The sequence below is a fragment of the Mangrovibacterium sp. genome (genome assembly GCF_059905295.1).
Map to the genome: position 1 here is coordinate 1 of NZ_JBZQJF010000002.1, position 2,901 is coordinate 2,901.

General features: G+C 44.2%; 4 protein-coding genes, 1 tRNA gene and 1 pseudogene. 4 read left to right on the top strand and 2 right to left on the bottom strand.

Features of this window, described 5'->3' with window-relative positions; translation table 11 throughout:
* Positions 1 to 211: 211 nt before the first annotated feature.
* Positions 212 to 284: transfer RNA gene (locus AC37HE_RS00065), tRNA-Pro, on the bottom strand.
* A gap of 257 nt (positions 285 to 541) precedes the next feature.
* Here AC37HE_RS00065 and AC37HE_RS00070 point away from each other — a divergent pair.
* The 4 genes from AC37HE_RS00070 to AC37HE_RS00085 are packed head-to-tail and all read left to right on the top strand — an operon-like array spanning position 542 to position 2,534.
* Positions 542 to 1,282 (top strand): peptidoglycan recognition protein family protein, encoded by a 741-nt coding sequence (locus tag AC37HE_RS00070; protein WP_500780723.1) that lies wholly within the window; start codon positions 542 to 544, stop codon positions 1,280 to 1,282.
* Positions 1,275 to 1,682 (top strand): hypothetical protein, encoded by a 408-nt coding sequence (locus tag AC37HE_RS00075; protein WP_500780724.1) that lies wholly within the window; start codon positions 1,275 to 1,277, stop codon positions 1,680 to 1,682. Before AC37HE_RS00070 ends, AC37HE_RS00075 begins: the two co-directional genes overlap by 8 nt.
* A 10-nt stretch (positions 1,683 to 1,692) precedes the next feature.
* Positions 1,693 to 2,103: a hypothetical protein gene (locus AC37HE_RS00080; protein ID WP_500780725.1), complete on the top strand. Its 411-nt coding sequence runs from the start codon at positions 1,693 to 1,695 to the stop codon at positions 2,101 to 2,103.
* On the top strand, positions 2,100 to 2,534 hold the full coding sequence (locus AC37HE_RS00085; protein ID WP_500780726.1) for a hypothetical protein: 435 nt from the start codon (positions 2,100 to 2,102) through the stop codon (positions 2,532 to 2,534). Before AC37HE_RS00080 ends, AC37HE_RS00085 begins: the two co-directional genes overlap by 4 nt.
* On the opposite strand, the pseudogene AC37HE_RS00090 reads toward AC37HE_RS00085, so the two are convergent.
* Positions 2,529 to 2,901, bottom strand: a pseudogene (locus tag AC37HE_RS00090) (alanine dehydrogenase); the annotation flags it as partial. The gene AC37HE_RS00085 and the pseudogene AC37HE_RS00090 sit on opposite strands and share 6 nt — an antisense overlap.

Consider the following 2,901-nt stretch of genomic DNA (forward strand, 5'->3'; position numbering starts at 1 on the left):
GACAGAAACCCGGAACTTGGAACTCAAAACTTCAGGGATTAACGATTGCCGATTATTGATTAACAATTAACGATCTGAACCAGCAACCCGGAACTCCTTCTCTCCCACTATTATTGGTAGCAACAAACAAAGAGAAGCTCAATAATCGAGACATTGCAGGAATTAAAAAAAGGATTAATCGGTATCACTACTGATTAATCCTTTTTTGATGTCGGGATGACTGGATTCGAACCAGCGACCCCCACGTCCCGAACGTGGTACGCTACCAACTGCGCTACATCCCGATCGCTTAACGGGAGGCAAAAATAATATTTTCATTGAAAAGAAATTAACATTCGGTCGATTTTATTTGATCGGATTTTAATATTTTTTCTTCAACCAATCCCTCCGCCAGAGGCCTTCGAAAAGGCTATTTCCCGTATTTACTGATTCTCAAAAAGTTTTATGAAGGAAGGCCATGCATTATTGGATTACTTTTCATAACTTACATACGCGATAAACAAACTTAGTTTCAACCAAATAATCAACCAATAGCACCATCATGCAAATTCAGAATCTTATTGCGACCTTGCCGGCCCATCCGTTCCGGCTGTGGAAGAAGCGACAATTAGGGCAGATTCACAAAATCATCGTTCACCAGGAACTTGGTGAAAGTTCAATTGAAGAAGTCAACCGTTACCACATCACAGCTTCTGAACACAATCACATCTCGAAGGCCGGCTGTCCTCATTTTTGCTACCATTTCGGGATCCGCAAAAATGGCGAGGTGGTACAGGCCAACAAATTTACGGACATTACCTGGCACTGTACCGGACAAAATACAACCAGCATCGGCATTATGGTACAAGGCAATTTCCCCGGAGCAGGACACGATTTGGGGACCAGTGAACCGACCACTGAACAACTAAATTCGTTGGGCAAATTAGTTGGCTACCTGCAAAAGACCTTCAATCTCAACGATCAGGATTTGTGGGGACATTATCATTTTGGCAAACGCGCCTGCCCCGGCTACGTGCTACAAGACTGGATTGAAACAAAAAGAAGCGCCAGTGCCCAAAGTTCAGCTTTTGCGCCAATCGAAAAAACAATTCCTGGAATTCAAAAACGCCTAACACAATTAGGCTACTCGCCCGGCCCGATAGATGGCATCATGGGCATCCGGACACGAGCGGCCATCCAAAATTTCCAATCCGATTATCACCTACTCATTGATGGCATTCCAGGCCCTCAAACATGGGAAACGCTACTTACACTAACCCTCAAACACGAAATAGATGAATAAACAAAAATCAACCCGCGACGAATATTTTACCATTAACGAAGAAGGCTTCTGGCCCAAATGGTTTTCAAAACTCCTGTTTACCTTAATCTCGGTAAAAGTGTGGGGCCTGATTGGTTGTACCTGGATTTCGACCTACCTGATTTGTAAAGGGCTCATCGACAAAGAACAATGGGTAACCTTCAACACCACAATCTGGGCCTTGATCTTTGGTATGAAAGAAGTCTTCCGCGTGATGGATCGCAAAGATCAAAACGAGGAAAAGCTGATTCATGCTGATAATCAAACCCGGGAGAACATTGCCCGCATCAAAGCTGAAGTTGCTCAAAGTGAGGATTCAGCCAGCAATAGTCCGCAACAAACGACTGAGGGCAAAGAGATCGTAGGAGATGACCCTAGCTAAACCCAATGGTATGGAAAAGAATATCAAACTTGTGATTATCGGCATCATCCTGCTGGCAATTGTAGCAGTACTCATTTTCGTTAGCCTGACTTATACCGGCCCCGGTGGACTGATCGGTGGCATCACACTCCTTTGGGCCGGATTCAAATCAAAAATATTTGGCAAGAAAATAAGTGAGATCAAGCTGAATAAGATAAAAGAAGAGCATGAGCAAAAACGAAAGCTATGGACCGAAGAAAAAGAAGTCTACGAAACAAAGCTGCGGGCTTTGGAAGCACAAATTCGCTACCTCGACTACAAATCGGCACTGATCGCTGAGCAGCTGGGACAGCTTGACGAATACGAAAAAGAAAAATTACGGGAGATTAACACAGCATCGGCAGCTGACTTAAAAGACCTAATAAATAAACGATACCAATGAAAAAGATTCTGCTGTTCATGCTCCTGCTTTTGGGAGCCCAATTAACCACCTTCGCCCAAACAGAACTTTTATTGCCGGGCCAGGTGAAAGAAAATACCGGAACCGACACCCTCTTTGTCGTTCCCCAGATTCAACTACGTCAGCTTTTAACTGATGCTACGCAAAACGATCTTAACAAAGAGCGCATCAAACTTTACCAACACCAATTAGCACTAAAGGCTGAAAAATCGTTTCTGCAGGACAGTGCTCTTCACATTCAGAAACTGGAGGCACAATACTGGTACGATCAGCTGAAACAAAACGATGAGTCATTGGAAAACCAACGGATCGAAAACCTCAAGTTGACCGATGAGAAAAATAAAATCCGGCAATCACGCATCTACTACCTGATTGCCGGATTTGTTGCCGGAGCCATGGTGGTCTCCTTATAATTCACTTCCCAGGTAATCGGAAAGGTACCGGTACCGTTCGGTTAGTTTACCATCTTTCAGAATAGTTGCCCGTTGAATAACACCATCATCATCGGTTCCAAACAGCGAAGGAAAAACCTTGGTATATAAATCGCGGGCAAAAGTGTGTGAGGCATCCAGCGGCAAGGCAGTAGGCAGGTTATCCACCGCCATAACGGTTACATTTCGGGCAGAGCTAAAGGCCGGTTGCTCACTCACATCGTCTGTATTGATGTCGTAAAACGGTTCTTCAATGGAGCTGGTTCGAATTGTTGTGGGAATAGGTCCTTCCAAATCGCAACTAATATCGGCGATCAGCGAAATACCAAAATCACTCTCCTTTAAATCA